The sequence below is a fragment of the Nostoc sp. LEGE 12447 genome (assembly GCF_015206985.1).
GTDB lineage: Bacteria > Cyanobacteriota > Cyanobacteriia > Cyanobacteriales > Nostocaceae > Nostoc.
The window spans coordinates 1-24,188 of record NZ_JADEXT010000055.1; the positions used below are offsets into that span (position 1 = coordinate 1).

Annotated in this window: 18 protein-coding genes and 2 pseudogenes; 12 read left to right on the top strand and 8 right to left on the bottom strand. The window is 43.7% G+C overall.

The window, feature by feature from the left end; all coding sequences use genetic code 11:
* A partial coding sequence (locus IQ274_RS31685) for a hypothetical protein (RefSeq protein ID WP_194144624.1) occupies window positions 1-440 on the top strand: 440 nt, incomplete at its 5' end.
* A gap of 60 nt (window positions 441-500) precedes the next feature.
* Here IQ274_RS31685 and IQ274_RS31690 read toward each other — a convergent pair.
* Window positions 501-1,010 (bottom strand): hypothetical protein, encoded by a 510-nt coding sequence (locus IQ274_RS31690; protein WP_012408879.1) that lies wholly within the window; start codon window positions 1,008-1,010, stop codon window positions 501-503.
* Window positions 1,011-1,039: 29 nt separating this feature from the next.
* Window positions 1,040-1,954: a homoserine kinase gene (gene thrB / locus IQ274_RS31695; protein ID WP_163931275.1), complete on the bottom strand. Its 915-nt coding sequence runs from the start codon at window positions 1,952-1,954 to the stop codon at window positions 1,040-1,042.
* 367 nt (window positions 1,955-2,321) lie between these two features.
* Between thrB and IQ274_RS31700 the strand changes: the two genes are divergently transcribed.
* Entirely contained in the window at window positions 2,322-3,062 is a 741-nt protein-coding gene (locus tag IQ274_RS31700) for an RNA methyltransferase (protein WP_194144625.1), read from the top strand.
* A 175-nt stretch (window positions 3,063-3,237) separates the two neighbouring features.
* Window positions 3,238-4,803 carry a serine hydrolase gene (locus IQ274_RS31705; protein WP_194144626.1) on the top strand — a complete coding sequence of 522 codons (1,566 nt, stop codon included), beginning with the start codon at window positions 3,238-3,240 and terminating at the stop codon, window positions 4,801-4,803.
* Window positions 4,804-4,854: 51 nt separating this feature from the next.
* Here IQ274_RS31705 and dprA read toward each other — a convergent pair whose 3' ends face one another.
* A complete protein-coding gene (dprA, locus tag IQ274_RS31710) occupies window positions 4,855-5,970 on the bottom strand; it encodes a DNA-processing protein DprA (RefSeq protein ID WP_194144627.1) in 1,116 nt (371 codons plus the stop codon).
* Between the two features lie 272 nt (window positions 5,971-6,242).
* On the opposite strand from dprA, the gene IQ274_RS31715 reads away from it, so the two are divergent.
* Window positions 6,243-7,337: an alpha/beta hydrolase gene (locus IQ274_RS31715; RefSeq protein ID WP_322745401.1), complete on the top strand. Its 1,095-nt coding sequence runs from the start codon at window positions 6,243-6,245 to the stop codon at window positions 7,335-7,337.
* A 117-nt stretch (window positions 7,338-7,454) separates the two neighbouring features.
* Here IQ274_RS31715 and IQ274_RS31720 read toward each other — a convergent pair whose 3' ends face one another.
* Together IQ274_RS31720 and IQ274_RS31725 are read right to left on the bottom strand one after the other, a co-directional pair.
* A complete protein-coding gene (locus IQ274_RS31720) occupies window positions 7,455-8,144 on the bottom strand; it encodes an ElyC/SanA/YdcF family protein (RefSeq protein ID WP_163931287.1) in 690 nt (229 codons plus the stop codon).
* Window positions 8,144-8,800: a DUF2301 domain-containing membrane protein gene (locus tag IQ274_RS31725; RefSeq protein WP_194144628.1), complete on the bottom strand. Its 657-nt coding sequence runs from the start codon at window positions 8,798-8,800 to the stop codon at window positions 8,144-8,146. Before IQ274_RS31725 ends, IQ274_RS31720 begins: the two co-directional genes overlap by 1 nt.
* Before the next feature lie 258 nt (window positions 8,801-9,058).
* Here IQ274_RS31725 and IQ274_RS31730 point away from each other — a divergent pair, with 258 nt between their 5' ends.
* The 4 genes from IQ274_RS31730 to IQ274_RS31745 all read left to right on the top strand — a co-directional run bounded on the left by IQ274_RS31730 (window position 9,059) and on the right by IQ274_RS31745 (window position 15,599).
* Complete coding sequence (locus tag IQ274_RS31730; RefSeq protein ID WP_194144629.1) at window positions 9,059-11,122, top strand: HET-C-related protein; 2,064 nt, start codon at window positions 9,059-9,061, stop codon at window positions 11,120-11,122.
* Window positions 11,123-11,277: 155 nt separating this feature from the next.
* The gene (locus tag IQ274_RS31735; RefSeq protein ID WP_194144630.1) at window positions 11,278-12,825 is read left to right on the top strand and encodes a hypothetical protein; all 1,548 of its coding nucleotides are present in this window, start codon (window positions 11,278-11,280) and stop codon (window positions 12,823-12,825) included.
* 117 nt (window positions 12,826-12,942) lie between these two features.
* On the top strand, window positions 12,943-14,925 hold the full coding sequence (locus tag IQ274_RS31740; RefSeq protein ID WP_194144631.1) for an eCIS core domain-containing protein: 1,983 nt from the start codon (window positions 12,943-12,945) through the stop codon (window positions 14,923-14,925).
* A 62-nt stretch (window positions 14,926-14,987) separates the two neighbouring features.
* Window positions 14,988-15,599, top strand: coding sequence for a HEAT repeat domain-containing protein (locus tag IQ274_RS31745; RefSeq protein WP_163931296.1), 612 nt, complete (start codon window positions 14,988-14,990; stop codon window positions 15,597-15,599).
* Between the two features lie 130 nt (window positions 15,600-15,729).
* Here IQ274_RS31745 and IQ274_RS31750 read toward each other — a convergent pair whose 3' ends face one another.
* The 3 genes and pseudogenes from IQ274_RS31750 to IQ274_RS31760 form a co-directional block, all read right to left on the bottom strand.
* Window positions 15,730-16,266, bottom strand: coding sequence for a DUF1772 domain-containing protein (locus IQ274_RS31750; protein WP_194144632.1), 537 nt, complete (start codon window positions 16,264-16,266; stop codon window positions 15,730-15,732).
* Window positions 16,267-16,310: 44 nt separating this feature from the next.
* Window positions 16,311-16,442 (bottom strand): annotated as a pseudogene (locus IQ274_RS31755) (IS4 family transposase); the annotation flags it as partial.
* 3 nt (window positions 16,443-16,445) lie between these two features.
* Window positions 16,446-16,601: pseudogene (locus IQ274_RS31760) on the bottom strand (transposase); the annotation flags it as partial.
* Window positions 16,602-16,985: 384 nt separating this feature from the next.
* Here IQ274_RS31760 and IQ274_RS31765 point away from each other — a divergent pair.
* The 4 genes from IQ274_RS31765 (at window position 16,986) to IQ274_RS31780 (ending at window position 24,102) form a co-directional block, all read left to right on the top strand.
* A complete protein-coding gene (locus IQ274_RS31765; RefSeq protein WP_163931303.1) occupies window positions 16,986-17,696 on the top strand; it encodes a response regulator transcription factor in 711 nt (236 codons plus the stop codon).
* Window positions 17,697-17,816: 120 nt separating this feature from the next.
* Window positions 17,817-19,709, top strand: coding sequence for a CHASE2 domain-containing protein (locus IQ274_RS31770; RefSeq protein ID WP_194144633.1), 1,893 nt, complete (start codon window positions 17,817-17,819; stop codon window positions 19,707-19,709).
* Between the two features lie 245 nt (window positions 19,710-19,954).
* The gene (locus tag IQ274_RS31775) at window positions 19,955-20,686 is read left to right on the top strand and encodes a DUF928 domain-containing protein (RefSeq protein WP_194144634.1); all 732 of its coding nucleotides are present in this window, start codon (window positions 19,955-19,957) and stop codon (window positions 20,684-20,686) included.
* An 83-nt stretch (window positions 20,687-20,769) separates the two neighbouring features.
* A complete protein-coding gene (locus IQ274_RS31780; RefSeq protein ID WP_194144635.1) occupies window positions 20,770-24,102 on the top strand; it encodes a filamentous hemagglutinin N-terminal domain-containing protein in 3,333 nt (1,110 codons plus the stop codon).
* The last annotated feature ends 86 nt before the right edge of the window (window positions 24,103-24,188 follow it).

Sequence of the window (24,188 nt, forward strand, 5' to 3'; positions counted from 1 at the left end):
TGCTGTGTGTTTCTACAGCCAACAACCCCAACAGAGATAACGGTAGTGGGTCTTGGAAGATTCTATCAAAAACTGGCAAAACAGGAGTTGTTGAGTCGCTCGATGACGTTTACCTGCAAAATCAATACGATCGAGGTGCTGGTGGTTACTTAGACACGCGGGGAAGAAACTGTTCTGAGAATCTACTGTGTGTCTCTACAGCCAACAACCCCAACAGAGATAGTGGTAGCGGAACCTGGAAAATAATTTCTAAATACAAATCTTCAAATGACTTACGTGAAGATCAGCCTGTTCAACTTGTGAATGGTTATGGTAATGGTCAAGGAGGTTACTTAGATACCAGAGGTAGAGGTTGTGATGGAAATTTGTTGTGTGTCTCAACGGCTGCTGGCGCAGATAGAGATAGTGGTAGCGGAAATTGGAAATTTATTAAGCATTGACATCCTCCCACCGCTAATCAGGAGTACCTGATATAGCGGGGGATTCCAAAGCTCAGAGAATTAAACAATCCGGTTGACAATTGTCCACACTTCTAAATCAGAGCGGACATAAGGAACGGAGATTGTTTTGAACCCAGTAATGAAAGGCTTGTAATAAATCTGCCAATACATTGGACTCAGTTCATTGGCACAAGCTTTAAGAAAACGGACTTCTGCCGCCAATTCTCCAGCCAGTTGATTAATGCGTTGAGCATGAACCTGTGCCACTTCTTTCGCTTCTTCTAGCTGCTGCTGTTGGGTAAGTTGTTTTGATTCAACTTGCCAACGCACTAATTTATTTTGTTTTTGTTTGATTTGGACTTCCAAAGCTGCGATCGCAGCATCAATGCCTTGGAGTTCAACTGATAACTGGGCATTTTCCCTGGCTTGACGGCGATATGCTTCAACCATTGCCTGGGGTGAATCATTCTCGCTAGAGATGACATTATTAATAGTTAGTGCAGCGCGTTCTTCTAAAAGAATTTCAATTTGAGAGTTAAGCGCCGCCACTTCAGCCTGAATTTGCTCCATAAATCGAGTTTTAAGTGCTGAGTAAAATCTTAAAAGCTTTTTGCGCCTTGGGTATCGAGGGAAAGCGATCGCACCTCGGCTGTAATTCCTTCTTCTTGCCAAGCAGCTAACATCGCCGCCTCCACAGCCTCTGAGTGTAATTGATCTGTCAAAGCTAACAGTGTCGGCCCCGCACCACTAATTACCATACCATAAGCACCAGCACTAACAGCGGCAATGTTGACAGCATCATAACCACGAATCAAAGCTTTCCGATAGGGCTGATGCAACTTATCTTGCAAAGCTGTCTTTAACCATTGTCCGTTACCAGTTTCCAAGCCGCGCAACAGTAACCCCAAATGTGCCGTATTGAAAATCGCATCAGCGCGACTCACCTCAGTTGGCAAAACACCCCGCGCCTCTGAAGTGGAAAGTTCAAAATTAGGAATAGCCACAACTGGTACAACATCTTTATGCCAAGGAACATCACAAATTTCCCAGGCTGTGCCACTGGTAGCAGCCAGACGACATCCTCCCAACAAAGCTGGCACTACATTATCAGGATGTCCTTCCATTGCGATCGCTAACTCCATCACCTGCGACTGAGAAAGAGTAGCACCCTCAAGTTGATTTGCCGCAACTAATCCGCCCACAATTGCTGTTGCCGAACTACCCAAACCCCTTGCCAGTGGGACACCTAACTTAATCTCTATTTTCACAGTCGGCGGTGTTTGCTCTATATGTTGATAGAATTTGACAAACGCCTGGTAGAGGAGATTGCTTTCATCAGTTTGGACTCGTTCAGCTTCTGTACCAGTGACATGAATAATTAGCCCACCTTCTTCTAGGCGAGTGAATTTGAACTCGTTGTACAGCTTTAAAGCTGCACCGATGCAATCAAAACCAGGCCCCAAATTAGCAGTTGTGGCGGGAACAGTAACAGTGATGGCAGAAACAACAGACATTGGCAAAACTCACTAATCATCAATCAGCATCTCACATAAGTGGTTGAACAAGAAAGGCAGAGGGCAGGCGGCAGGAGTTTCAGTTGGAATACTGTTTTCGCCCTCTGCCCGTGACCAGAGGGAACATGGGTCTGAGTCCCCCACCATAATCTCTGATTTGGTGGCCAAGAATTGGGCGGGGTTAAAGCCCCGTTCACATTCTTCCCTTCTGCCTTCTGCCTCCTGCCTCCTGCCTTCTTTACTTCCACCCCTACAAAGTGTGGGTGCGTCAAACAGGTAAAATGATTTCAAGAAAACTCTTCAGCAGAACTACAACGCTGAGAGTTAGCTTAAAAATATTTTATGGTGCGATCGCAGGAGGCAAAAAATGGGCTTGGCTGGATTAAGAATTGTGTTGGTAGAACCAGCTGGGCCGATAAATATCGGGGCGATCGCCAGGGTAATGAAAAATTTCGGGTTATATAATTTAGTATTAGTGAACCCCCAATGCGATCCGCTCTCGACGGAAGCTTTGATGATGGCTGTTCATGCTCAGGAAATTATAGAATCTGCCGTATTAGTGGCAACCTTACCAGAAGCATTGCATGGATGTGTACGGGCGATCGCTACCACCGGTCGCGTTCGCAGTTTAGAAACACCTTTAGAAAACCCCCGCACTGCACTACCCTGGTTACTGGAGGAACCAGAAAAACCCACAGCACTGATTTTTGGCAGGGAAGACCGGGGATTAAGCAATGAAGAATTAAATTATGCCCAGAGATTTGTTGGTATTCCCACCAGTCAAGATTATGTAGCCCTGAATTTAGCTACTGCTGTGGCAATCTGCTGTTATGAATTGTCACAATCTGCCCAACAATTTGACACTAAGACCATAACCCAAACTGAACTCGCACCCTTAGATGTTTTAGAAGGATACTACCAGCAATTAGAATCACTATTACTGAAAATTGGTTATGTATATCCTCATACAGCAGCTAGTCGTATGGGAAAATTTCGCCAACTATATAATCGCGCTCACCTGAAAACTAGGGAAGTAGCCATGCTGCGAGGAATTTTGCAGCAGGTAGAATGGGCTTTGAAAAACCAGAGGGATAGTGAAAACTTGTAATTATTCGTTTAATATATACGCAATCACCCCCCCCAAAATATTTAATATGGCTTAAACTAAACACAAAAATGCTACTTAGTGGCAAAGTGGAATTTGAGTATTAATATTGCTTAAAGATTAAGTTTTGGGTCAGGAGTCTGCAAGAAAACAGTCAAGTCGGTCACAAGGAGTAACTGTGTCAGAGTCAAGTGACGAACTAACAGCTTTCTCGCGGCGACAACCCCTAAATCGCCGCCAACGTCCACAAAAAGTTCAAAAAGTGGCGCAAAAAAAAGTTAAAGCTAATAGCCAGCAGCAAGCTGCCAATGGACGAGAAGCGGCGCTAGCACGCTCCAAAAATGGCGTTGCTCCCCCCACAAACCCTGGTGCTACACGTAGGGTAAAATCGGGATTAGTCATGCCAACGGCAGTAAAACCAATACCAACTGTAAAGGGGAAAATTCCTCCCTTTCGACCAGGTGCTGTAATGGTGAAAACAGTGCGGATGGAAAAGCCAAAAAGAGGCCTGCGTTCATCGCGGAAAACGCGATTAAAGCCAATGGCCAAAACTATGTTATATGTTGTGCGATTGTTGATAGTGGGTGTTGGAATGGGTGCAATTGTGGGCACGGTGTTGTCAGTATTAGACCCGGCTAATCGCATCAGTACAACTTCTGCACCTCAATCTAATAGTAATGTGGCGCGATCGCAGCCACAACCGACCCAAGCTCCCCCAACTGCATCTTCGAGCCTATACCTATCTCAGGAAATTATTTCCTTGAAAAATGCCGTGCAAAATTTGGCAGCAAACTACCCAAATCTTGCACCCGGTATTTTCTTGGTAGATTTGGACACTGGCAATTATGTAGATGTCAACGGCTCTACCAGTTTTCCAGCAGCTAGCACAATTAAAGTGCCGATTCTACTTGCCTTTTTCCAAGATGTGGATGCGGGGAAAATTCGCCTTGATGAAATGCTGACCATGCAACAGGATATGGTAGCTGGCGGTTCTGGAGATATGGGGTCAAAACCAGCCGGAACCAAGTACAATGCCCTGGAAGTCGTCACTAAAATGATTACAATCAGCGACAACACGGCGACAAATATGCTGATTGCTCGACTAGGAGGGATGGAGGCGTTAAACCAGCGTTTCCGCACTTGGGGATTGACAACCACAACAATTCGTAATAGCCTGCCAGATTTGCAAGGAACAAATACTACTAGCCCCAAAGAATTGGCGAATTTGATGGCTATTGTGAGTCAGGGGAATTTAGTCAGTATGCCATCACGCGATCTCATGCTCGATATCTTGCGTCGCACTCAAAGAGACACTCTACTACCATCGGGTTTGGGAACAGGTGCAAGAGCATTCCACAAAACGGGCGATATCGGTACTATGCTGGCAGATACAGGCTTAATTGTTGTTCCCACTGGCAAGCGCTATATAGCTACCGTCATGGTACAACGCCCCGAAAATGACCCTCGCGCCGAAAAACTGATTAGCTCAATTTCTCGTGCCGCCTACCAAGAGTTTAGCCAAAATGCTGTTACACCCAACAGTACCACAAGCATTATACCCGCAAATGCTTATCAGCCCCAGATTGGGAGTCCTGCTTTACCCAACAGTACCACAGGTACTGTACCCATGAGTGGTTATCAGCCCCCTGTTGTCAGTCCTGTACCTAATGGGATGGGAAATACTGTACCGGCAAATGGTTATCAGTCTCCAGTTATTAATCAACAGTATTATCCTCAAAGATAATTATTAAATTGCTAAAAGCAAAGCTAAATTAATGTTATTGTCCTTGAACTCTTAACTTTTTTGATACCGCATCCCTGGTAATTGCGAAACTAAACCCATAAGTTCCAACTGTAACAAAGCGCCCGAAACTGAGCCAGCAGACATACCGGTTTGTTGGACAATAAAATCGAAGGGTAAAGCATCACTTGTAAACGCATCCATTACCGTTTGCAATTCTGGCGATAAAGTTGGCATTAACTTTTCTGGCGCTGTGGAAGCCTCGACTCCATCAATTTGTGGTATTGCTCCCAGCATTGTTAACAGTTCATCTAATTCCTTGACAATCAAAGAAGCTCCCTGACTCAGTAACTTTAAGCATCCTTGAGATGGATGATCGTCCACTCTTCCAGGTAAGGCATAGACATCTCTACCAAATTCATTTGCGTAGGTAGCAGTAATTAACGCACCAGATTTTAAAGGTGCTTCCATTACCAGAATAGCGCGGCTTAAACCCGCAATAATTCGGTTGCGACGGGGAAAGTGCGTGCGATCGGGTGGGGTTTTTGTGGGGTACTCACTCACAACTAACCCAGTCGTCAAAATTTGCTTGTACAAATCCCGATTTTTATGGGGATAAATTACATCTACACCAGTTCCTAAAACTGCGATCGTGCGTCCACCTGCTTTCATGGCGGCGCTGTGGCTTTCGGTGTCAATTCCCTCTGCCATCCCAGAAACAACTGTAAAGCCATTTTTAGCCAAAGCTGTACTAATTTGGCGAGTCCAACGGATACCGTATTCTGAGGGTTGGCGTGTGCCGACAATACCAACCATCGGTTTTTGTCCGAGATTTTCTTGGAGTTCGACTTCACCGCGATAGTACAAAATCGGCGGTGGACTGGGAGTTTCCAGCAGTAAGCGGGGATAATTTGCATCTGCTGGTGTCCAGAAATGGGAATTTTCTTGCTGGTGCTTGGTGAATAGTTGTTCTGGGTGCAAACGCGATCGCTGTTGTACTACTTTTTCTAGTGTCTGAAAACCAAAACCCTCCACTTCTCCTAATTCTACCTTGGTAGCGTTCCAAGCTGTTGCCAGCGTGCCAAAATGCTGTTGCAGCCGTCGCAATAATACCGGGCCAATTCCCGAAATTTGCGCCCAAGCTATCCAATATGCGCCTTCTTCCACCACGGTTTCATCCTCACGCCCACTGGATTGAGTATTCCCAAATTGGGCTTGGCTGTTGAGGGGGATGAGGGAGCAGGGAAAGAATTAATGACAAATGACAAATGACAAATGACAAATGACAAATGACAAATGACTAATAACTAATGACTAACCCCTTGACTTTTGACTCTTGACTCTTGACTATTAACTATTGACTATCTATCTTCTGATCTTCTGTGATGAAATATTTTTATCGTCTTTTAATAAGCCTATCTGGGTGCTTAATATTTTTACTGGTGCATAGTGGTCTTGGTTTGTTGCCTAGTTTGGCAGCCGAGAAAGTTACTGTCAGATACGGGTTGTTTGAGCAATCGATCCCGGTGGCAGATATACGCAACTATGGCGAGAAGCAAAAGGCTTCTAGCGATTTACAATCTTTCTTAGATTACCTCAGCGCTAAAGAGAAAGAGAAGTTTCAAGAAGCCCTTCAAGTGAAAATGTCGCTTGATATTGTGGCTTTAGATAAGTTGATAAATTCAGGAATGGGCAAGCAAATTTTATCTTTTGCTTCTGGTGCGATCGCCCGTCGCGATCAAGCCAGTACACAAGCCCTACGTTCTGCCATTATCATCGGAGCAAAATCACCAGAAGGTCTAGGATTAATCAGCTTTTTAGAAGCATATCCTAGTAATCAACTAGTTGTTGACGTGTCAAAAATTTCTAAGCTAGTTGGACTGGCAAATTCCTCTTCTAATTCTGCTGATGCACCACCAAAAGACAATGTAAGTTCTTCACCTTTTGGAAAAATTGCACTGCAATATCAAATACTCGCCGCCCAAGATAAACAGTTTTCAGGTTGCTTATTTGGCGATTCTATTTCGGCTGGGCTTGGTAATACCCTTGGAAGCGGCACTTTTAATTTTGGGTTAAATGGCCTAAGCACAATCTCATTACTGGAACAATTGAAAAGTTTAATTTCTACTAAAGTTAAATGCGAAAAAGCTATTATTGCCGTAGGTGGAAATGATGCTTGGTATGGAATTAGTGATGAATTGTTTAGCAAAAATCTCCAAGAGGCGATCGCACTTGTTAGAACAATGGAAAATAAAGAGATTTTTCTGATTCCGGCTTTTTATTCAACAGTTGCAGCCAGCTTAGATCCAACTGTTGCAGCCCCACTTCCTAAAGTTGAACAAATTAATGTTCTGATTAATCAAGTCGCTGAAAAAGAAAAAGTACCAGTTGCAGCAGCAGGACTAGCACCATTGTATGAAAATAATGTTCTTAAAGAGAATTTTACGAGCGATGGCGACCATCTCAATGCCGAGGGTCTAAAAATTTATCGACAAGCATTATTACAAATACTAGATAATTCAGGTAATTCCAAATAGAAAAACATTCCAAATTTTCTTGTGTAATAGGTGTCCTAATTCAACATAAAACACTCAGTAGATAGATCCCCGACTTCTTTAAGAAGTAGGGGATCTGGGAATTACAAATTATTACTTTTAGGCTTTCCAATTCAAAAACCGCGCATAGATATAAGCGATGCCTTCATCAAGAATTGTCCGCACACCTTGGCTAGAAACCCACCATTTGTTTGGATCGTAATCATGAGTTTTAGCTGCGATCGCACCAACTTGGACTTTAGGTGTAAGTATTTTTCTGAATAGAAACCAACTCCTACGGGTGTGAACATCCAAAGAAAAAACATTAATTGATTGTAGCTTTAAATTGGAATCGGATAGCCAGCGATAAAATTCAGCAGCAGATGCATAACTACGATCCTTTATTACCATTGGTGTCGGAACAGCTACTACCTTCTCCGATTCTAAACCGAGTTTCTCGAAGGTAGCAGCTGATACTTCTGCAAAGCTTTTATATTCGCTAAGATAATTTCCTTTTTCTATCGATCCTCCTGTAGTAATTACTAGATTATAAGAACCGTTTTTAAATTCAGTTAAAGCTTGTTGTATGGCATAATCTGGTAGCCATCCTTCAACAACTAATACTTCTGCTGATTTAATAGGGGAAGTCACGGCGAGAAATGAGTGTACATGAGTAATAGCGAAAAATATTAAATAAACAATCGAAGCGATCGCAATCGCCCACCCCTGAGCCGTAAGTGTCCACATTTCTTGGCGTTTTATTAGTTTGATTTTTGGAAAATTTTTACGCCGACGGTTTTTTGCCTGCATTAAATTTTAGCTAGACGTTGTTCTTTCAAGTAAGTAAATACAGATTTATCTCCAATATCAGCAGGAATTTCTTGTACTGTCTTTCGCAAAGCAAATACCAAAAACAACGTTGCCCAAATTCCTAATAAAACACTTTCCCCCTGAGTTGGTAAAATTCCCACCAAATGTCCTAATAACAGCAGCGGTACTATTAGGGTTAATACTTTAGTTTCCAAGCGATTGAAGCAAAAAGCCTCTTTAAAATAAATCCCTGTCAAAGCAACGAAAATAAAACCAACCCCAAATAAGGTAAGAGGCTGATTGTAAACAGTCAGAGCTAAAGGTTGAGTACTAGAGATTGCCAGAATTACTGATGCCATACTACCGATCGCCCAAAAAATTTGCAACATTCGATGCAGTGATGCCATGTAGATATGAATGGTAAATAAACTTACACCAAGAGCGAGACCAAAACAAGCATATAAAGGTGTAAGTGCAGTGACAACAGTCGGGTTATTGTTGAACAAAATCAAAGCGCTGCCTACAGCAAAGCTGACTGCTGCTACCATTAAGCCAGCGCGGTAGATCATTACGCCAGTGCGATCGCTCTGAGTAATTGTAAATTCCCCAAACTGACCTTGATAAACTTCTGGTGGAGGTAGTGTTTGCGTAGTCATAGTTAAAAATATTGTTACGATTTACTAATAGAGTACAATGGGAAATTGCTGAAGGGTTGCTTTTATTATCGATAATGAGACAAACTTTATGGCACAATCACAAAGTTTTAAGCAATTTTTGTCGTATTTAGTATAGCTAAAAGTGAGATGAGCGATCGCATTAGAGAATAATTTCCACTTAAGTCGATAGCGATCGCAACTAGACAAAGTGTATAATTCGTTTCAAAAATACGCCTTGTGAATCCAAGGTAGGGTGAGATGAGCGATCGCATAATTGGGCGCAAGAAATCAGCCGCATCAACTTTTACGAATCCGTCGCTTGCCTCACCAGGTATTCCGACACTAGCGAACCCAATACACGGCTTTGGTTCACAAATCAATACTGCTCCACTCCAAACAGTAACTGAAGTCGCCCCAGACCTTCAAGAGGCACAGTCTGCTGATGGGCAATTATTGGAACCAGAAGTGATCAAAGAAAAGCCCCTTAGTCACGACATAAGTCGCATATCATTACGTCGTCCACAGGCAAAACTTACGGTTGGTCAGCCTGGAGACAAATACGAACAAGAAGCGGAGATGAATGCTCAGGCATTTACGCACAAGCAAGATGTTTACTTTGGTGCGGGGAAGGCTCCTACCCATGAATTGACTCATTTGGTGCAGCAAACTGGTGATTCAGCAAGCCACAAGGTTATTCAGCGCTATCAGGCAGGTGAATCAGGACATGGCTCAATAGAGAAAAAAGGCTTGATATTAGCTGGCTTCACTGCCGACGAAGCAGCAGAGGCTTATCTGGGTAATTGGATGCGTGATTTATCACAACTCGGCCCAGATCTGTTTCCTTTGGTGGAACTGCTGGGAATGGGGGAATTTGGCAAGCCAATCGACCAGAGTAAACTGGGAACCTATGTTCCTTCAGAACACATGGATAATCCCGACGGAGGTAATACCGTTGAAGATCCGACTTCAGCAACCACTGCAAAGGATGCTGATGCTCGTAATGAAAATAAAAAGCAACTGTCCGAATCCCAAAAGAAAGACCAAGAAGCAGCTGATGCAGCCTATGCCGAGATCAAAGCTGCCGCAGCAAAGAATCGTCTGCCAGCTTATATCGAGCGCGGCAAGTTTATGGCTAAGAGAAAATTGGTAGAGGCAATCAAAAAAGGTGACACATCAGAGGGACGGGAGGAGATGAGTAGCGCTTTACATGCTATAGAAGATTATTTTTCTCATACCAACTTTACTGAAGCAGCCATCTGGTTACTGGCAAAGGAAAACCCAGCTAAATATAAGCCTCTGATGGCTAAGATGTCCCAGACAACTTTAGGGATAGGTACAGCAACGGTGGGTGGATTAGATAAAAAAGGACTACCCCAAATTATCAGTGGCACTTATGTTGCAGGTGCTAACAACATGGTCAGTAAAATTGAATTACTCAAAACCGAACTAGAGAGTGGGGCTTTAACTGTAGCCTTGGTAAAAGGCTTGATGATGAAAGGAGGCATTACAGCAGATGTTCTTGCCAACAAGTTAGGTGAGAAGATGGGAGTTAAACCAATCCTCAGTACTGTTGAAGGTGGGATAGGTGCAGTAGTGGGTGGTGTAGAAGGAGCAGTTAAAGGTACTGCTAGCGGCGCGAGAGCAGGCGGGGCGACAGGTCGGAAAATCGGTGGGCTTTTTGGTAGCCTTGGCGAAGTTGTGGGTGAAGAAATTGGCGAGCAAGTTGGTGGTGTAGTTGGCGCTGTAGTTGGCGGTGTATCCGGTGCGAGAGCAGGCAAAGCCGCAGGTGAAGAAATGGGCGAACAGGATGCCGAAGCCATTATTAAAGCAGCTGGCTTTGCGATTAAAGGTGGTATGGTTGTAATTACGACCGGGACTGTGGCTATCTTACTTACACTCTTCCCAGCAATTGCAGCGGATTTGGCAGAAGTTGTCACTGTGGCGAAAAGTAAATTAGGACAAAAACTATTAGATGCTTATGCTGAGAAAAAAGTGGCGGAGTCCGCTAAGGAGTCAAAAGCTAAAGGGTTGACCGGCCCCACTCACTCAGAGCTTGCCAAGGATGCTCCCGACCACCCGCTCTTTGATGCTTCTGCCTCGCTGGCTGTGGAGGCGGTGAAAGGAGTTGGTGTTGCCATGAAAGTAGCGTGGGCACAGAATAAGACGAATCCTCCATCAACAGAACCTGTTGGCACAGAGGCAGTTACGAACCAGGTTGATAAATATGTCTGCGCTTTAGATGGTGATGGGTGGTGGCGACCCATTATCGAGAAACAAGCAACGGCGGCTGGGATTACAACTTCTGGTGGTGCAGACAATTAATAATGTTCCAACTCGTTTTAGGGTGAATTTATAGCTTTAGTAAAATGTGCGATCGCATTAGAGAATAATTTCCACTTAAGTCGATAGCGATCGCAACTAGACAAACTGTATAATTCGTTTCAAAAATACGCCTTGTGAATCTAAGGTAGGGTGAGATGAGCGATCGCATAATTGGGCGCAAGAAATCAGCCGCATCAACTTTTACGAATCCGTCGCTTGCCTCACCAGGTATTCCGACACTAGCGAACCCAATACACGGCTTTGGTTCACAAATTAATACTGCCCCACTCCAAACAGTAACTGAAGTCGCCCCAGACCTTCAAGAGGCACAGTCTGCTGATGGGCAATTATTGGAACCAGAAGCGATCAAAGAAAAACCCCTTAGTCACGACATAAGTCGTATATCGTTACGTCGCCCACAGGCAAAACTTACGGTTGGTCAGCCTGGAGATAAATACGAACAAGAAGCTGACATGACGGCAAATCAAGTCATATCGATGCCTGATTCTGGCGTACAACGTGACATTCTACCAGAAGAACAGAGTCAAGAAAAGGTTCAAACCAAGCCTTTAGCAGCTGCAATAACTCCTCTAGTGCAGAAAGAGCAAAACCCCCAAAATATCCAACCTATTTCACAGGCTGTGATTCAACGAGACGATCAGACTGACAAAAATCTTAATCCTCAAGAAGGAACATTGCTGCTGTTGGAAAAGAACCGTCCAAGTGTGGAATCTGCAAGAGCAAATGCACTGGTGCGGCTAGGAAAAATTACCAAGTTGCAGAGCGATGGCAACCGAGCCATTGGGTCGTTAAAGGGACAACTGCTAAGGGTCTCTGAGCGTTACGATCAAGCTTACAAACAGTTTGCCACAGTTATGGCTGCTGCCCAACAGGAAGCCCGCGATCAGCAAGAGTTAGTTGATCTGGTGGTAGGAATTGCCATTGGTGTTGCGGTTGGGCTTTGTTTTGAGGCAGTGGGAGCAGCAGCACTTGTAGAAGGATTAAGTAAGGGGGCTGCAACAGGATTGGGTAAATGGGCATTTATGGCAGCTGGTGAAGCTGCCGGTGAAGTTGGTGAGGCTGGTACTGCGAAGGCAACAGGTGGACTGACTGATGTCGCCGGGAAAGATATACAACCCGATGGGCTTAAACCTGAAGTGTTAAAGATGGAGATTTGGAAATCCTTAAGTAAACTGCATGAATCAATGGCAAAGATTGGATCAGGTAGTTTAGATCAGGCATTATTAATGGCCGCAGCAGAGTATGCAATCGGTGAGATCAAAGCACAGCGCGGCGGCGGTGCAGATATGACCCCTGACGAGGATGTTGATCTTGTTATGGCTGTCCTCAGTACTGACAAAGGATCTAAGGCATTGGATAAAGCACTTGACCAAGCGAGCGAAAAAATGTCTGCTTTAGAGGGGAGTATTGCCAGTATGCCTAACTATGATGTCATCCAGATGGAGAAAGATATTTGGATTTTATGGATGAGCAGGCTAAAGAAGGATTCTAACATCATAGATATCGATGCAATTGAGGATCATCTCGCATCACTTGGAATAGTGGATTTTGGTATGTATACAACAGACGCAGAAGAGAATGAAGCGATTGAAAAGGCACAACAGCAAGCAGCCGATGTCCGCAAGCGTCGTAACCAAGCTGTGAGTGCTGGTACCTCTGGGCCGACTCTAGGTAATCAGTAGTGCGATCGCATTGCAAAATAATTTCCACTTAAGTCCATAGCGATCGCAATTAGATAAATTTTATGATGTGTGTTATCAATATGCCTATGGTTAAGCCATAAATGAAGGAAGTGTGATATGAGCAATGACGGACAACAAGCTTCTGGGCATCTACGCATAGTTCAGCACCAAAAAGCAGGTATATCCACTGTTCTAAATCCGTCCCTTGCTTTATCAACTATTCCCACACTGGCTTCTCCAATGCGTGGCTTTGGTTTACAAACAAATAATCCTCCAATCCAAAGACTAACTGAGGCATCAACAGAGCTTCAAGAAGTGCAGTCTGCTGATGAGCAATTCTTGGAACCAGAAGCCGTCAAACAACAGCCCCTTAGTCATGATATTAGTCGCATATCCTTGCATCGTCCCCAGGCAAAACTCACGGTTGGTGCGCCAGACGACCATTATGAGCAGGAAGCCGATAAAGTTGCCGATCAGGTTATGCGAATGGCTGAACCAGAGCCAATAGGTTTGCAGAATACACAGACTCAAGACCAAGTGCAAACTAAGCCTCTAGCCTCTGCCATAACTCCCTTAGTGCAACGGGAGGCAATGCCAGAAGAGGAAGAGGAACTACAAACGAAACTTATTAATGCATCTATCCAAAGAGAGATTTTACCAGAAGAAGAATTACAAACTCAGCGATCGCTACAACTCGCTACCAATGACAGCTTCCAAACTGGGGAAAACTTTGAGAATCGGCTAAACAGCAGTGAAAGTGGAGGAAGCCCATTACCAGATGCCGTGCGTTCTTTCATGGAACCCCGCTTTGGTACAGATTTTAGTCAAGTACGGGTACATACAGGCACTCAATCGGTGCAGATGAATCAGGATTTAAATGCTCAGGCATTTACGCACCAGCAAAACATTTTCTTTGGTGCAGGCAAGTCACCAGGTAATGATGCATTAACCGCCCATGAACTGACTCATGTGGTGCAGCAGACAGGAACAGCCCAGAGAAAATTGATTCAACGGGCAATTAACCCTACATACGATCTGACACACGGTATTTTTGAAGTAAATGCCACACCCAACGGCGCGAGTTTACCGATTACTATTCGTTTCAAACCCAAAACCACCGCTCCCTACTCTAACCAGATTGGACTGATTCAGATTGTGCGTCTGACAAATGCTACAGGTACAAATGTCGAACCTCAGTCTTTACCTGCTGCTAGTGGTGCTAGCCTCCGTACCACTGCTGATGCAACCACGGGAGTTGAAGGCGGATATTTCACTGATGCGCTGCATAATGATGCACCTGCTCACGGTGGTACAGGAACCAATGCCGCAGCCGGAAGTGCATTACCTGCCCAGTACCCCTTTGGTAACGACCCAGCCCAACCCAATCCCGCAACCCCTGGACTTTCACGACCCTCTTCTAGTGGGGCAAGTGGAGCCACTATTGGTTACAAACGCTCCGATGACCCCACCGACATCAAAGCAGCAGAACTAACCGATGCTCCCGGAGGGGCTGGTGAGTTCAACTTCGACTTTCAGACGGTGGCTAAGGGAGAAGACACCATGACAACTTACGGAGCGCTTCATTGGGGCTTCCAAATCCGTGCTGGCAAAGTTGAGAACGATCATGCATCAGCACAGGATGGTCAATCTGCCACCTTCGATGCAGCTTTGCAGAAGCATCAAGATTTTTACGTACACGAACCAGTCATTTTTTACTTTGATTTCGACAGCGACCAACTGAGTTCCAGCGAAACAGGCAAGATTGATACATTCTTAGATTACCTGCGGCGATTCCCTGATGTAAAAGTAACTCCCGAAGGCTTCGCTGACAGGCGCGGCGGCGCATCTGGGCACAACCTCGATCTATCTCTACGCAGAGCGCAGGCAGTGGGAGCAGCCCTGCGTGCTAAGGGTGTAGCTGAAGCTCAAATTAGTGCTGTTACTATTGGCTCTGGTTCAACCGAAGACTTTACCCCTGATGCCACAACTAACCAAGATACAGAAGCAAATCGCCGGGGTAATCGTCGAGTTGTCTTGAGCTTTCAGCATGTGCCAGCAGCAGCACCAGCAGCACCAGCAGGGGGAGGAGGGACACCTTGATCTTGAGAACAATAGGAATATTCGTGATAGTTGTGATGCTGGCCATCGGAGGAAATTTGTATATGAATAATCAAGACGCTACCGCGACACCTATGGAGCAGATCAAAGCACGTCTCTACTCTACAGATCAAGACACTAGCGCTTTAGCACTAGGTGAATTGATTCGTTTAGGCAAAAAAGCCACCCCGATTTTGTTGGAAGCCTTGACTAACCCCAACCCCCGTACCCGTCGGCTTGCAGCCGAGGGACTGAGCGAAATTGCCGATCCCGCTAGTGCCGATGCTTTGTTCCAAGCTACCCATGACACTAATCCAGAAGTGCGTGCCCGTGCTGCCACTGCCCTACACCAATTAGGAGATAAACGCTCATTATCCGCTTTGGTCGCTACCCTTGATGATTACCCTGACATTCTGCACAATCCCTACACAGCTTCGATGTATCCTTTAATGCGAGGCGGAAAAGAAGTTTTACCTTTGGTAATTCCTCTTTTGCAAGCACCAAACGATCTCACTCGTGAGCGGGCTTTTTTGATTGTTAAGGCTGTAGTGAGTAAGCTACCCCAAGGGCAAGACTGGAATCAGTTGTGGCAGAGTTTGGGAAGTTATGATCCCGCAGGCCAAAAGGCAGAACGTGACAAGGCTGCTCAAAAATGGCAGGAATGGTTGAGCAAATAATTTAATTAGTCACAAAAAAACTAAGTATGTTACGAAACGTAAATAGGCTTAAAACCCTTACTAATGACCAATGACAGCCTTAGCCAGTTAGCTTTAATTTCGCCAACTTACTTACCCATTAGTAGGGGAGTTACCTAACCGTATTATCGATTCCCTCTACGATTATTGAACCCAAACAAAGCGCGGTGGTGAGCGATGCCGCGGCTGCTAGCGCCGCTACCGTCCGAATGTGATTCCAGATTATCCAGTTGGTCAAGTAGCTAGACCATAGGCTCGCACCTTCAGTACTGTCCGGCTCGACTTTCGCCAGGGCTTCGTTGAGCGGTACATTGAAAACTATTGTCACGCCTAATGTACCAACGAGGTAGAGCAAGCTGCCGAGAAGCAAGTAGGCGGCACCGGGTTGATGCCACTTTAATAGCGAGGAGATTAAAAGAAAGATACAAGCCGCAGCCGTTCCCAAAAACGCTGTCATAAAAAATGGATTGATTACCGTGATATTGATGGATTGCATAGCGGCAATGCCCTGCGGCGGTTTCAGCCGAGCAAGAGCGTTCATCACGAAAGTCGAGAAGGCGAAGAAGACTCCGGCTATCAGCCCGCAGCCCAGTGCCGAGAAAAGCTTTAATGCGAAATAATATTGTTGAGTTATCAGATGTTGTAGCATCGCCTCACCGAAAAAATGGGTATGAAGCCCCGTCCTTGCAGGACGATCACCTGTTCTATCTGTATGGGAAATGAGTGCCTTTGCTCCATACTTACTAATGATAATGTAAAAAAAGATAGCCCTAATATAGGTTTGCTAACCAAGCTAGAAAAAAATCTATCCAGTCCATAAGTTTTTTACCTCATTAAAACATCACTTTCTCTACTTATCCATTGAAATTCTGAGTTGAGAATTTCTTCAACTGTAATGTCGGGAATTTGAGTTACCCATCTCACCCAGTTGTCGGGTGCAAGGCTAATTAAGCGTTTGGTGCTGATATCTGCGGGTTTTGGCATTGTCAAAAAATCATACATACTACAATATCCAGATCCCCAGAACCTTCTCAGTGCATGAATTGAAAATAAGCTAGTAGTGATGCAATACTTTTCGGTTAAGGGTTAAAGGGGAAAGGGAAAGGGTTTGAATTTCCCTTTCCCCTTTAACCCTTCCCCAGACCAAAAGAGAGATTATTGGGTTTAACCGAAAAGTATTGAGTAGTGATGAATAATCTCCTCTCAGCATTATTTGCACTTTTCTGTATATGTAGGACATTCATCTCCAATTAAAATAGGCGGATACTTTAAAGAGGACATTTAAAAGAGTGCTGATTTTAAATATTACCTGCAATGGCTAAGTATTGAGAAGTAAAGCTTAAAAAAACTTTTAATTTGGATAAAAATATGGTGATGAAAAGTTTGAAAGAACATCAAGTTTATGGGCATTTAGCAGTGGAAAAGAAGCTTGGTATTCTTGTTGTCGATGACCACCAATTAATTTTGACTGGTACTCTTGATGTCTTAAATCGAAAGTATCCTGAAGCTACTATTATCAAGGCTCAGACGGCAAAAGATACACTTTCTCAAGTGCAATGTTACCAGTTTGACTTGATTGTGATGGATTTATCAATTCCCGATCGCCAAGGGGAGACAGCAGAAATTGATACCGGAATTAAGCTGTTGCAAACTTTACTTAAAGAATATCCCCATCAGAATTTCATAGTGCAAACTAGTTATGTGAAGGCGTTAATCAGAATTAAACACGAGATTGATAATCATCAAGGTGGGTTTGCGATCGCAGATAAAGGATTACCCGAAGATGAAATGCTCATGCGGGTTAATTTAGCACTTCAGGGTGCAACTCACACCAAAGACATCAAAACAGGAATCGAACTCAAGCCGGAATGGTTGGATGTGTTGCGTTTGGCTTTTGAAGAGAGTTTGACAGATAAGGCGATCGCAGACAGAATGTATAAATCGGAGCGAGCGGTACGTACTTACTGGACGAAGATTCAGGATGTTTTGGGGGTGTATCCTGAAGACTGCAAGCAAAGTGGTAAGAATATGCGAATCCTCACCGAAATTCGTTCCCGTGAAGAAGGTTTAATTGATTAATTACAGCTATTTTCACCTAAATAGACCACACGCTAAAGGTATCAGCTGTACCTCTACGACAAATGTCATTCAAATACTTTCAATATGCTCTAAATATAGGGAAAATTAATCCTAAATTAAATGAGAAGGGGAATCTGGAATCGTATTTGCCAAGAATTTGGGTTGTGGTCGCTGGCTGCACCTCCAGGGATTATAGTCCTATTTATGGTGATGTTGATCCGAATAACTGGGGGAATGCAATCTTGGGAATGGATGCTTCTCGATACGATGTTACGTCTACGTCCGGTAGAAAAACGTGATGAACATATAGTAATTGTGGGTATCGATGAAAAGGATATTACATGGGTTAAGCAGTATCCAATTCCAGATGAGAAGATTGCAGAGTTGCTCACCAAGTTGGAAACTTATAAACCCATAGCTATTGGTTTGGATATCTTCAAAAATGTTCCTGTTGAACCTGGTGGCGAACAACTAGCACAGGTATTACGGTCAAATTCTAAGATTATTGGCATTGAAAAAATTTTACCACCCGCAGAAACTTCACCACCCCAGAGCTTGCCACCCGAAAGAGTTGGATTTATTGATTTACCTAATGATGAGGATAGCAAAAATCGGCGCTATTTGTTGTATACGCCGAATCCTAAAAATATCAACGAAGATAAATATTCTTTAGCATTGCAGTTAGTTACTAAATATTTAGACGCAAAAGGAATTGAGTTGCAAACGGGAAAAAATGACCCGAATACAATCAAATTTCGTGCGATTGAATTACCCCGAATTACCCATAATTTTGGCGGATACGTCAGGGTCGATGATGGGGGATTGTCAATTTTAATGAACTTCCGCAACAGTGAGCAACCTTTTAATGTTGTGTCGCTACGCGATATTCTCAATGGTCAAGTTGATGCAGAATTGCTGCGCGATCGCATTGTGTTAGTTGGCAACCGCAACCTGAGTACGGGAGATGCTATTTATACATTTGCCTTGCCTGGCTTAAAATTAAGCGGTCAAATTTATGGCATTGACTACCACGCTCATGTGATCAGTCAAATTTTGAGTACTGTAATGGATGGTCGCCCAATGTTGCACAGTTGGGGAGATATTGGAGAGTATACATGGATATTGATTTGGGGGGTTTTGCCGATTATGATCGGACGGCTGACCCAATCTGTTTGGAAAAATATACTGTGTGTGAGTGTAGCGGGATTTTGTCTGTTTAGCTGCGGGTATATGATGCTGTGGGTGTGGGGTGTATGGATTCCTGTAACACCGGGTTTACTTGTATTAGCCGTAAATGGCGTAGGTTTGAGTGCTTTTGCATTTTACCAGCATGATAAATTCTTGCGATCGCAAATTCACGAACGTCAAAACACCATTCAAAATACTTTTACCGTAATTCATAATGGCCCTTTGCAAACCCTCGCTTATGGATTAAAGCATCTACGTGCTAAAGATATCTCTTACGAGCAATTGCTGGGACAATTTGAAAAACTCGATCGGGAGATTAGAGAGATTGGCGAATTTCTCAAACTCGAAGCATTAACTACAGAAGAGAGTTTGCGTTTAGGTAGCGGATTAATTCTTGAATTGAATCGACCACTTCACGATTTGTTATATGAAGTTTATTCTAGTACCTTAGAACGAAAGGATTTTGAAAATTTTAAAACATTAAAAGTTAAAATTCGCAATTTTGACCCAATTGATGATAAATATTTAAGTATGGAAGACAAACGGGGAGTTTGTCTTTTTTTAGAAGAAGCTTTGTGTAATGTTGGCAAACATGCCCAAGGAGTCAAGCGTGTAGAAGCATCAGGTATTTGTAGTTTAAATAACTATAAATTGTCCGTCAAAGATAATGGTTCGGGAATCACATCAAAACTAGAAAATAAAGGCACAAAGCATTCTAAAATACTTGCTCAACAATTAAGAGGAGAGTTTCTACGCGAATCACTTTCTCCTCGCGGGACTATCTGTGAACTTAGTTGGAAACTTAAGAGAGAATTTGAGTTTTAAAACTTATATTTATGATTCTGCTCAGAGAATGTTTGAAAAGTAGCAAATTGTCTCACTATTCCTCCGATATCCCCCAAACAATGGGGGAATAAGCACTCAAAGTCCTCCACTTTATCGGAGGATTTAGGAGGAGCTAAAAATATTTGATACATAACTAGCCACTTTTAAAACAATCTCTCATAGAAATCGGAAAAAATTAAGAATTTTAAAAGTTTCAGATAACCCTACAATCAACAACATCTACCATGAGTCATCAACATATTGGATTTTGGCGAAATAACCGCAGACTTACAAGCTTAGTGGTGGGCATGGTTTTTCTAATGACAGCATTGCCAGCATTTGCTGAGTTTAAACCACGCGATCGCAAACCCGCTAGCGGACATTCCCGTGCGGGTGGTTCCCGTGGATGTCCAAGTAACGGCAGTATCCCTCTGACACAGCTTGCACCTCAGACATATATCGGTAAAACCACTTCCACCCGTCCAATGTTAGCTTGGTATATGTCAAGTTCCCAAAATGTGCGATTCCGATTGGCTGAATTTGATTCAAGCAACAACCCTAAACAAATTGGCAAAGTTAAAGAAATACCCACAATAGTCGGGATTAACAAGCTAGAACTTCCCCGCGACTACCCTGAACTCACAGTGGGCAAAACATATTCATGGCAAATCTCAATTGACTGCGAAAATAGCCCGATTGTTAGACGTGCAGAATTTACCGTTATTCAGCCTCAATCACTTGCTAAAAACCAATTTACTAGCATTGCCGAAAGCATAAATTATTATGCTGAAAACGAGCTGTGGTATGAAGCGCTCCAAGAAGCATTGAAAGGAACTGATAATGGTAAACTAGGGCAGAGCGGGGCAACTTTAGTTAAAAACCTTGCAGACTCAGAAATATTGATAGGTAACGACGTAGAACAGAAAAATACTCAGCAACGCATCGAATACCTCCAGAAGATTGCTAGCGATCGCTAAATTGATGATTTAGATCCCCGACTTCTTTAACAAGTCGGGGATTTAATATCTAGTCCTACAGAAGAAATGGGGAAATAGAAATTATGAAAATTTTGCGGTTTAGCGTCGCAGGATGGTTAGGGTGCGTGGGAGCAGTTGCAGTTTCTATTCATCCTGCTTTTGCTCAGTTAACTCCCGATAACAGCCTGGGGAAAGAGCGATCGCAAGTCATTCCTTTTAATCAAAATAATGACATTATCGATGGGGGCGCGGCTCGTGGCATTAACCTTTTTCACAGTTTTCAAGATTTTAACGTCGGTGATGGTCGAGGTGTTTATTTCGCCAATCCAGACGGGATAACAAATATTTTTTCTCGTGTTACTGGTGGGAACTCATCAAATATTTTCGGAAGATTGGGTGTATTAGGTGATGCAAATTTGTTTTTGCTAAATCCAAATGGCATTGTGTTTGGTAAAAATGCCCAGTTAGATATACAGGGTTCTTTTTTGGGGACGACAGCAAATAGCTTAGTTTTTCCCAATAGAGTAGAGTTTAACGCCACAAATCCTCAAGCACCGCCGTTATTGGCTATCAGTGTACCAGTAGGTTTGCAGTTTGGTTCGCAACCAGGAAGCATTACCAGTCAAGCAGTGAATGAGTTGTCTGTTGGATCTGGTAGCACTTTAGCACTTATGGGCGGTGAAATTGCCTTGGATGATAGTTTGTTATTTGCCTCAAATGGACAAGTGAAATTGGGAGCAGTCGGTGGAGACACAACCGTTGGGCTGAATGTCAATGGCTCCTTATTAGGTTTTAAGTTACCAGAAAATTTTGGACGCGCACCCATCAGCTTAACGAATGCAACAATTTTCGCTACAGGTGTAAATGGTGCAATTGAGCTATTTGGCGGAAAAATTGGGCTAAATGGTTCCTTTCTTTATGGTAGCAATGGCGGCTCAATTATTGTTGATACAACTCAATTTAGTTTGGATGGCTCTGTAATTCAGAGCGCTACTTTTGGTGCAGCGAGGGGGGGTAATATTCAAATTCAAGCCAGCGATGCAGTGACTCTCACTAACAGCAGTCGTATTTTTTCTAGTAGCGCCGCTCTAGCGACAGGTGCGGGTGGTGATGTTACTGTCAATGCCGGGAAAATCACAATTACCGGAGATGGAAATACGCAAAATAGCAGTGGTATCTCTGTAAATACCCGTGGTGCAGGTAATGGGGGAAATCTCACTTTCAATGCAACAGAGTTTGTCAACATTAATGGTGGCTTTATCTCTGTTGTATCTGGAGGTGCAGGTAATGCAGGAAACTTGACAGTGCAAGCTACAAATGCTGTCAATATAACTAACCGAGCTTCTTTAGGACTTGGAAGCTTGAGTTCAGGTTCAACAGGTAATCTGCGGATTGAAACGGGCACTTTGCGAGTTCAAAACAATTTCTTTGGGGGAGGAGTGACAGCACTTTCATCTGGTGGTGGAAGTGTCGGTTCTATTTCCATTCAGGCTCGCAATGCGGTTGAGGTGACTCAAAGTAATATATCTACAGGTATTGTTACACAATTTGGAAGTAAAACTCAAGCAACAGCAGGGGATATCACCATTGAAACCCAACGACTCAATCTCAAAGATGGGGGTTATGTCAGTACGACTACTTCTAGCAGTGCAAATGCAGCTAACATTTTTATTAAAGCTAGTGACTACGTAGAGATTAGCGGTTTTTCTCGCGGTTCCTCTAGCGGGGTACTGAGCCAGTCGAGCTTTGGCTCAGGAAATGGGGGTAATGTAACGATAGAAACGCCTCGACTCTCCCTAACTCAAGGAGGAAATATAAGCACCTCATCCACTACAAGCAGTGGTAATGCCGGGGATATTACCATCCGCGCCAAAGATGTAGAATTGGACGGGTTTGTTTTCGTACCGAAGGAACAGTTGAATATACTAAATAACCCTGCTGCGGAAGAAATTTTGTCTGAGCCTCTTGCACAAGAAGTTCTGTCTCGGTTCGGGGGTTTTTTTTATATGAGTGACTTAACCTCGGATGTGATTGGAAGTAATGCCAATGTGCGGGGCGGCACGATAACTATTGACACAGAGCGCTTGCGGTTGAGTAATGGTGGAAACATCTCAACCTCAGTATTCGGAGGGGGACGCGGACAAGGAGGTAATTTGGTAGTTCATGCCACTGATTCTATTGATATTACTGGGGTTGGTGCAGAACGACTAGATGGTTCATTTGTGCCATCAGGTTTATTCGCAGAATTACAAACGGGGGGAATTGGTTCTGGGGGAAACATTAACGTGACAACAGGACGCTTAAACCTCAGCAATAACGGAGAAATTTCTGCCTCTACATTCAATCAAGGTAATGCAGGAAACATTACGATTAATGCCAATCAAATTGATTTACGTGGAAGTAGCAGTGTCAGAACTCAGGTTGATGATGAAGCTAAGGGTAAGGCAGGCAATATCAGCATCAAAGCTCAACTATTAAATGTACAAGAAGAATCGCAGATATCATCGGCAACTCAAGGAAATGGAAATGCCGGGAATTTAACGGTACAAGTTGATAACATTATCCTCACTGGTTCAGACAGTGAGTCTGCAACTGGCTTAATATCATCAGTTGACGAAAAGGCTAATGGTCAAGGTGGTGATATAGATATTACTAGCGATCGCCTGATTGTACGCGATGATGCTGAAATTGTCTCTGGCAGCCTCGGTACAGGTGACGCTGGAAATATTAGAATTAAGGCTAATTTTCTGGAAGTTATTGGTAAAGGCAGTGCGATCGCTTCTTTCACAAATGCAGGTAATGGTGGTGACATTACACTCGATATCGCTGATTTATTACTTTTGCGCGATCGCGGTTTAATTTCAACTACCGCAGGTAGGGCACAAGCTGGGGGTGATGGCGGTAACATCAACATTAACTCTAAATTCATCGTCGCTAACACCGAAGAAAACAGCGACATCAGCGCAAATGCATACACTGGAACAGGTGGAAAAGTTCAAATCAACTCCCAAGGTATATTCGGTATCGAGTCGCGTCCACAGCCAACCGACAAAAGCGACATTACTGCCAGTTCGCAATTAGGTGTTTCAGGCATAACAAATATTAACGCACCCGATACCAGTTCCATTCAAAACAGCTTTACTCAAGCATCTCCAAACCTCATCGACACCAATGCACTCATCGCCAATAGTTGCATTTCACGCAGTTCCAAACAAGGTGGTACATTTTTCATCACTGGTTCTGGCGCTTTACGTAATAGTCCAGGGAATGGATTAATTTCAGTATATTCCACTGGTAAGGTGCGTAATGTTGAACCAACATCACGTGCTTGGAAAAAAGGCGACCCTATTATCGAAGCAGAAGGGCTTTATCGACTGGCTAATGGACAGTTGCTACTCAGCCGAGGATGTCGGTGAAGAAGTCAGGAATTTATCTGTTACTGTCAACCCCATCTAAATCCCAATGCTTATTTTGGATAAGGTTGAGCTTATATCATTTATTG

What these genes read in the sequence shown, in the direction of transcription:
- IQ274_RS31690 (WP_012408879.1), bottom strand. Translation starts at nt 1,010, where the DNA reads ATGGAGCAAATTCAGGCTGAAGTGGCGGCGCTTAACTCTCAAATTGAA.
- thrB (WP_163931275.1), bottom strand. Translation starts at nt 1,954, where the DNA reads ATGTCTGTTGTTTCTGCCATCACTGTTACTGTTCCCGCCACAACTGCT.
- IQ274_RS31700 (WP_194144625.1), top strand. Translation starts at nt 2,322, where the DNA reads ATGGGCTTGGCTGGATTAAGAATTGTGTTGGTAGAACCAGCTGGGCCG.
- IQ274_RS31720 (WP_163931287.1), bottom strand. Translation starts at nt 8,144, where the DNA reads ATGCAGGCAAAAAACCGTCGGCGTAAAAATTTTCCAAAAATCAAACTA.
- IQ274_RS31725 (WP_194144628.1), bottom strand. Translation starts at nt 8,800, where the DNA reads ATGACTACGCAAACACTACCTCCACCAGAAGTTTATCAAGGTCAGTTT.
- IQ274_RS31730 (WP_194144629.1), top strand. Translation starts at nt 9,059, where the DNA reads ATGAGCGATCGCATAATTGGGCGCAAGAAATCAGCCGCATCAACTTTT.
- IQ274_RS31735 (WP_194144630.1), top strand. Translation starts at nt 11,278, where the DNA reads ATGAGCGATCGCATAATTGGGCGCAAGAAATCAGCCGCATCAACTTTT.
- IQ274_RS31740 (WP_194144631.1), top strand. Translation starts at nt 12,943, where the DNA reads ATGAGCAATGACGGACAACAAGCTTCTGGGCATCTACGCATAGTTCAG.
- IQ274_RS31745 (WP_163931296.1), top strand. Translation starts at nt 14,988, where the DNA reads ATGAATAATCAAGACGCTACCGCGACACCTATGGAGCAGATCAAAGCA.
- IQ274_RS31750 (WP_194144632.1), bottom strand. Translation starts at nt 16,266, where the DNA reads ATGCTACAACATCTGATAACTCAACAATATTATTTCGCATTAAAGCTT.
- IQ274_RS31765 (WP_163931303.1), top strand. Translation starts at nt 16,986, where the DNA reads ATGGTGATGAAAAGTTTGAAAGAACATCAAGTTTATGGGCATTTAGCA.
- IQ274_RS31770 (WP_194144633.1), top strand. Translation starts at nt 17,817, where the DNA reads ATGAGAAGGGGAATCTGGAATCGTATTTGCCAAGAATTTGGGTTGTGG.
- IQ274_RS31775 (WP_194144634.1), top strand. Translation starts at nt 19,955, where the DNA reads ATGAGTCATCAACATATTGGATTTTGGCGAAATAACCGCAGACTTACA.
- IQ274_RS31780 (WP_194144635.1), top strand. Translation starts at nt 20,770, where the DNA reads ATGAAAATTTTGCGGTTTAGCGTCGCAGGATGGTTAGGGTGCGTGGGA.